Annotated in this window: 6 protein-coding genes and 1 pseudogene; 5 read left to right on the plus strand and 2 right to left on the minus strand. The window is 66.7% G+C overall.

Annotation, left to right across the window (positions count from 1 at the left end; translation table 11 throughout):
- Nucleotides 1-274, minus strand: a pseudogene (locus A2U95_RS25085) (helix-turn-helix domain-containing protein); the annotation flags it as partial.
- A 335-nt stretch (nt 275-609) separates the two neighbouring features.
- On the opposite strand from A2U95_RS25085, the gene A2U95_RS25090 reads away from it, so the two are divergent.
- The gene (locus tag A2U95_RS25090; RefSeq protein WP_166027047.1) at nt 610-1,917 is read left to right on the plus strand and encodes a hypothetical protein; all 1,308 of its coding nucleotides are present in this window, start codon (nt 610-612) and stop codon (nt 1,915-1,917) included.
- 628 nt (nt 1,918-2,545) lie between these two features.
- Here A2U95_RS25090 and A2U95_RS25095 read toward each other — a convergent pair.
- A complete protein-coding gene (locus tag A2U95_RS25095) occupies nt 2,546-2,788 on the minus strand; it encodes a winged helix-turn-helix domain-containing protein (RefSeq protein WP_166027049.1) in 243 nt (80 codons plus the stop codon).
- A 412-nt stretch (nt 2,789-3,200) separates the two neighbouring features.
- Here A2U95_RS25095 and A2U95_RS25100 point away from each other — a divergent pair, with 412 nt between their 5' ends.
- From A2U95_RS25100 to A2U95_RS25115, 4 genes are all read left to right on the plus strand, one after another.
- Nucleotides 3,201-3,434: a hypothetical protein gene (locus tag A2U95_RS25100; RefSeq protein WP_166027051.1), complete on the plus strand. Its 234-nt coding sequence runs from the start codon at nt 3,201-3,203 to the stop codon at nt 3,432-3,434.
- 147 nt (nt 3,435-3,581) lie between these two features.
- Nucleotides 3,582-3,965, plus strand: coding sequence for a very short patch repair endonuclease (locus tag A2U95_RS25105; RefSeq protein ID WP_166027063.1), 384 nt, complete (start codon nt 3,582-3,584; stop codon nt 3,963-3,965).
- A gap of 77 nt (nt 3,966-4,042) precedes the next feature.
- Nucleotides 4,043-5,017, plus strand: a complete 975-nt coding sequence (locus A2U95_RS25110; protein ID WP_166027065.1) for a DNA cytosine methyltransferase — start codon at nt 4,043-4,045, stop codon at nt 5,015-5,017.
- Nucleotides 5,018-5,083: 66 nt separating this feature from the next.
- Complete coding sequence (locus A2U95_RS25115; protein WP_240958072.1) at nt 5,084-6,340, plus strand: DNA cytosine methyltransferase; 1,257 nt, start codon at nt 5,084-5,086, stop codon at nt 6,338-6,340.
- The last annotated feature ends 86 nt before the right edge of the window (nt 6,341-6,426 follow it).

Here is a 6,426-nt window from a genome sequence, read left to right on the forward strand (position 1 = left end):
CGCTGGAGCGGATCCGCCCGGTCTCCGGGTCACGGCGCGTGCTCGTCACCCAGTACCCGAGCTTCCGCAGCTCCGCGACGGCCTTGGCGACGGCGCCCCTGCCCTGCGGGTAGTCGTCGCTCAGGGTCCGGACGTTCTCCCCGATGCCGTTCGGGAGGGACAGGACCAGGGCGAGGATTCCTCGCGCGGTGTGGGACAGCCGCCGGTCCTGGATGGCCTGGTTGGCGAGGATCACGAAGTCCCGGTCATGCACCGGGATACGATGAATTTGCATGGGGAGTTCTGCGCTCCTGATGCCGGACCCCGGGGTGTTCCAGCACCGCCGGGGTCACCTGTTTCCGCGCTCCTGCGCGTCTTGTAAAGCCATACTGCCAACGCTTCAGCGTGTTGGGCGAATTCACCGAAATCTTCCGATTATCAACCGGCTGGCTCTCGCGGTGAGAACCTGTCGTCCCGCACGGATTCGACGAACGCCTGCAAGTACCTGCACCCCTCGCCCCCTCCGTGCCGGACGAGGCGGTCACCGGCTCCGTGCAGGAATACCGGAACTTCACATCGCTCTCGCCGGATGCCGACCATAGGCTGTCGCACGAACGGCAAGGGGAGACGATGACTGACGACAACAAGGCCCACGTCCCGGTGTGGACGCTGGCCACCGGCGACGCCCGGGTGCCCGTTTCGGTGGGGGACGGACCGATCACGGCCGAGCGGCTGGACGAATTGCGCACCGTGCTGGCCGGCTTGGCCGAGGAGCCGATCGCCACGCTCGAGGCGTATCCGCTGCCCGACAAGCTGGACAACAGCCGGGGCATCCCGCTCGACGCCGCAAGCCCTCTGGCACAGCACTTGTCGCAGCTCATCACCCAGTCGGCACGAAGCTCCTCCACGGCGGCCACGGCGACCGCCGCCGGCGAGAACCTGTACCGCATGGTCGTGCCGGCGAAGGTGGCCGCACAATTCGGCCAGGGCATCGTCCGCCCGATGATGGCGAAGGGAATTCCCGGCGGTCTGCGCGGGCCCCTCATGAACTCGTCGGGCATTGTGGGCGGCGCGGTGTTCGTCCCGGTCGGCAAGGCCGCGACAGCGGGCGCGGCCGGTGGAGCCGGGGCGACAGTCGGCGTCGCGGCCACCGGCAGCGCGGCGCTCACCGTCGCCGCGCCGCTGGTGCTCATGGCTGTGGCGGTAGGGCTGAGCGCGAGCGCCGACCTGAAGCGTCAGCAGGCGATCGAGCACATCACGGAACTACTGGAGCAGTTGCAGGACCAGAAACTCGACGAGGAGCGCAACCAGCTCGACGGCTGCCGCGACACCATCGACAAGGCAACCGCGCTTCTGCTCGACCAGGGCAAGCTCGGCATGTCACTGGGACTGGACTCGGCGGCGCATGCCATCAACGTCGCACTGGTCACGGTCAACCGCCGCCTCACCCAGTGGCAGGCCGCGCTCGACAAGCTGCCTGCCGGCAAGGCCATCGACATCGACACGCTGACCAAGGCGTTCCCCGGCATCGACGAGGAGGGCGGGACCTTCCGCACGCACCTCGAACTCGCCGCTCTGGCGATCGCGTTGAAGCGGCGGGTCATCGTGCTGCAGGCCGTCGAGCACGCGCAGATGGACTCCGGCAACCCCTTCCAGAACTTCGCCCGGTCACTCAAGGCCGACCAGCAGCGCGTCGACAAGCTGGAGTTGGGCATATCCGACGCCCTTGAACGCTTGTCGAACCTGGAGCTGGCCCGTCCGAGCGGCCTGCTGCCCGTCTTCACGACCGGTGAAGTCGATCGCTTGATGCGCGCAGCACATCGGATCCACCGGTTGAGTGACAACATCGCGACTAACAGTAACGCCCCGGACGTGGCCATCGAGGTCGTCCGCAACAAGGACGGCTCGGTGATCGTGTTCCCCGCGCAGCCTGCGTAGGGGACGTTGTGATCGGGTCCCATGTGGCCACCCGGCCGGAGAGCCTTCCGGCACGGCGGCGGCATCAGCAGCACCTTCGGACGGGAAGTGGGAAAGCGCGCTTCCCGGTCCGGCGCAGCGTCCACCTCCCCACTCCATCGAGACTGCCGTGGCAGTCCGCCCCGAAGCACGAGCACGTCCAAGAGTGACGAACCGGCCGGTGGGCGCCGAGGAAGCCGCCCTGGAAGCGGGGCGTGGACCGGCCGGGCGAACATGACCGGCCGGCCCACGTCCCGGCCAACAGTTCGGCGGGTTGAAGCGCCGACCGAGCCCGCCGGGCGTGATCGGTCATGCCTCTCCATCGGAGAACGACAACGAGCGAGCGCTCCCCATCACCATCCGCAGCACCCGACCCCTGCCCCCGGGCTGGACCCTTCTCGGCCCCGTCCTGATCTGCACCACAAGGACGAGCAGTGGCGGCAGGGGTCGGGGGGGGCGACCCGACCAGGGCCGCCTGCGGGCCCGTCCACCGCCCTCCGCGTCGGTTACGCGAAATCCGTGAGCAGGGTCGCGCACGCGGACCCGAACGGCATCGGGACCCTTCGACCCCCGCCCGGTCGACGGCGCGCCCCGTCATCCCATCGCCGTTTCACTCCGCCGCGGGCCCCTCCCCCGGCACACCGGTGACGAACGTGCCCTTGTGCGGGACCGTCGTCACCAGGCCACGCTCCCGCAGCACCTTGAGCGCCCGCCGAACGGTGTCGATGGACACACCGTGCTGCGTGATCATCGCCCGTTCTCCGGGCAGCGCCGCGCCCAGCGGGAGTCGCCCCGAGCGGATCTCGGCTTCGATGTCGTCGGCCAGCCGGACATAGGCATAGCGCAGGTCCATGCATCCAGGGTGGCCCGTGGCCACGGACTGCACAGCTTGGCCACGCGTGGCCATTCACCACCACGCGGACCCACGCAGTCGCGTAAAGTGAAGGAAACCCCCGCGACGGGTGGAGCCGTCCGGGGGCGTGGTCGACGCTTCAGAGGGAGCACCAACATGCGAGACCCTATCCGTCCCACTCCGCCCTGCACCCGGGCAGCGTTTTTCGCGCCGTCCGACCGCTGCTCCGGCATCCTGGGAGCGGCCTCGTGATCGAGAACGACGACGCCTCGGTGATCACCTTCCGCGTGAGCCGCGACAGCGGTCGGACGTGGGACGAGCCACGCGTGGTTCGCGTGGGCGACGACTGGGACCCGTTGAAGTCCGCCGTCTGGCCACCGTGCGAGTGTCTGCGGTGCCGGAGGAAGCCTCTATGACCCTGAAGCCGATCAGCCTGGACGATGCCCGCTGGGAAGCCGCCCTGTCGATCTCCCGCCGGGCAGGTGGCTACTGCGCGATGCCGCACCCGACGGAGCCCGGCTCCTGCGGGAAGTACCCGGGACACGAACGCTCCGACGACCCGGCGAATCATCACCACCGCGACTGGCACCGACGCCTCACCCCCCTCGGTCCGTACCTGGACTGGGACGACGACGAGTACGCCTGATCGGTGACGGAGGTACCCGCCCGGAACGAGCGACCGGGCGGGCACCCGGAGGCATCCGCCCGCGGGAACGGCCGGGGGCGGGAACCCGGCCGGCACAATGAATACGTGAGTTCCGCCGTCCCGTCCTCCCCCGCCGTCTCGGCCCGCATGAGCCGCCAAGGCCGCAGGGATACGGCACCCGAGGTAGCGGTGAGACGTCTGCTGCACGCTGCCGGGCTGCGCTTCCGGGTCAACGTGCCGGTACCGGGGATGCCGCGCAGGAGCATCGACATCGTCTTTCCTCGACTCAAGATCGCCATATTCATGGACGGTTGTTTCTGGCACGGCTGCCCCCAGCACGCGACGCAGCCGAAGTCGAACGCGGAGTGGTGGCGCAACAAGCTCGACAAGAACATGGCGCGGGACCTGGAGACGACCGAGCACTTGCGCGATGCGGGGTGGACGGTGCTCCGGTTCTGGGAACACGAAGTACCGGTCGAGACGGCCAGGACCGTGCAGGAACTCGTTGCCCGCCGCCGTTCGACGGCATAGCCACGTGTATTTGTGCAGGTCACTACCGCTCCCCTCCCCCGAGTGACATGATCGCCGTGAATGACCTTGGGGGGTCAATGAGGAGATTTACGTCTGTCGACGTCTGCTCCGGAGCCGGCGGTCTGGCCCTGGGGCTGGAGCAGGCGGGGTTCGACCCGGTCCTTGCGCTTGACCATCGCAAGGACCCGTGTGCCACGTTGCGACACAACAGGCCGGGGTGGAAGGTCCTGGAAATGGACCTCGAGGAGTTCGACCCTATCGACCACCAGGAGTGTTACAACGTCGACCTCCTGTCGGCGGGCCTACCGCGGGTGGTGTCGCCGGCCACCCAGAAGCGCACGGGCAACGGCGCGAAGGAGCGTGCCCTACTCCGAGCCACCGCCTCTCTGGCCTACGGCATCGGATCGAAAGCGATCGTGATCGACAACGTCCCTGAGTTGATCCGCGCGGACGACTACGAGGAGATCCGCGACTCCCTCCGAGCCGAACTGGAGCACCTGAAGTACAGGCTGCACTGGTTCGTCCTCAACGCCTGGGACTTCGGCGTGCCGCAGGATCGGCCGCACGGCTTCATCGTGGCACTGCAGGAGCCCTACGCGGACAGGTTCCAGCACCCCAAACCGACCGTGACGTGTCACGTCACCGCAGGCGAGGCCCTGCGGGATTCAATGGCGTCGCGTGGCTGGACCGGAGCCGACGAGTGGGCTCGCAACGCGACTCGCCCGGCCCCGACGGTCGTCGGGGGCTCCGAGGGGCGAGGAGGAGCCGACGTGGGGCCGACCGGAACGAAGAAGATCTGGGCCACCATGGGCATCAACGGCAACGCGTTCGCCGACGAGGCGCCGGACCGGGACGGCGTTCAGAAGTCCGACGACTCGGGGCGCCCTCTGAAGAAACTCACCATCGACCAAATGGCGATCCTCCAGGCCTTCCCGCCCGACTGGGCCATCACGGGCAAGAAGACCGCGCGTTACCGACAGATCGGACATGCCACCCCGCCGCCACTCGGTCGAGCCGTGGGCAACGCGATCGCCCAGGCGCTCCGCGGCTGATCACGCCGCCAGCGTGCTGCCCGCGTCACGAAATCCACCCTCCCGCGCCGGCTACACTTCGACACCATGACCAGCGCAGCAACGCACACCCCCTCTGCCATCTCAGAAAAAAGGGAGAAATACGACATTCTGGACCTGTTCGCAGGGCCAGGAGGGCTGGACGTGGCTGCGCGCTACCTCGGCAAAGAGGCTATCGGTATTGAATGGGACGGCAACGCGTGTGAAACACGTCTGGCGGCAGGCCTCCCAACCATCCACGCCGACGTGCAGGAGGTCCGCAGGAACCTCCGAGACCACGCGACCAGACTGAAGGGCGTCACCATTCTCGCTGGCGGCCCACCCTGCCAGACCTTCTCACTTGCGGGCAGCGGAAGCGGGCGACGCGATCTCGACAAGGTCAAGGGATACATCAAACGGCTGGCGAAAGACCCGCAGAGCGCCGACGAAATCGACGCAGAACTCGCAAAGGACGCAGCCTCCCATCTGGGAGATTCACGCACCGCTCTAGTCTTGGAACCACTTCGCTGGATATTGGCCGCCGCTGCTGCACATGAACCCTTCACCGGGCCGTTCGAAACTATCATCCTTGAGCAGGTGCCAGCTGTTCTTCCTGTTTGGAAAGCCTACGAAGAAGCCCTGGCCAGCATGGAGTTGCCTGACGGGAAGACTTACCACACGGTGTCCGGCGTGCTGCTCACCGAGCAGTACGGAGTTCCCCAGACCCGCCGCCGCGCTGTGCTGATCGCAAAACTCGGAGACGAGGAAACCGAAAAGCCAAAACTTCCCCGGAAGACCCATCTTGCATTCGTTCGTCCGCGCCAAGATTTGCAGGAACCACTACCGATCGACACCTCTGAAGAAGAGGATTCCGAGAGCGTGGAATCCACCTTCCCCTGGGTCCCCATGGGTGATGCCTTGCTTCGTGCCAGGAAGGACCTCGGAAGTTCCGACCAACTTCCTGAGCGTTCCTCGGAATTCTCCGTGCGTTCTAACTACGGCTCCGGAGGCGACCCGAAGAAGCGGGGCCAGCGCACATCCGACCAGCCCGCTTTCACCGTCACTGGCAAGGTGTCACGCAACGTGGTGACGGGGGATGTAGGCCCTTCCAAGTTCACCATTCACGAGGCGGGCGTCCTGCAGACGTTCCCAGGTAACTTTCCTTGGTCCGGAAAGGACCAGTCGCAGCAGGTAGGCAATGCTGTTCCACCGCGACTGGGCGTACACCTGATGGCGGCAGCGCTCGGCATCGGCAAAGAGCGCCGGAACAAGGCCCTGAACAGTATGTTCACGTGGCCTCCGGTCGATACACAGGAGACAGAGTGAAGTCTGCTTGAGTGAGCTTCTTCGAGGTGGGCCCCGATCAGGTGACCCCAGCCGAACGCAACGATCGAGGCCCCCAGGCTGTTGAT

Origin of the sequence: Streptomyces chilikensis, from assembly GCF_001642695.1 — a bacterium.
In the GTDB taxonomy this organism is placed as follows: domain Bacteria; phylum Actinomycetota; class Actinomycetes; order Streptomycetales; family Streptomycetaceae; genus Streptomyces; species Streptomyces chilikensis.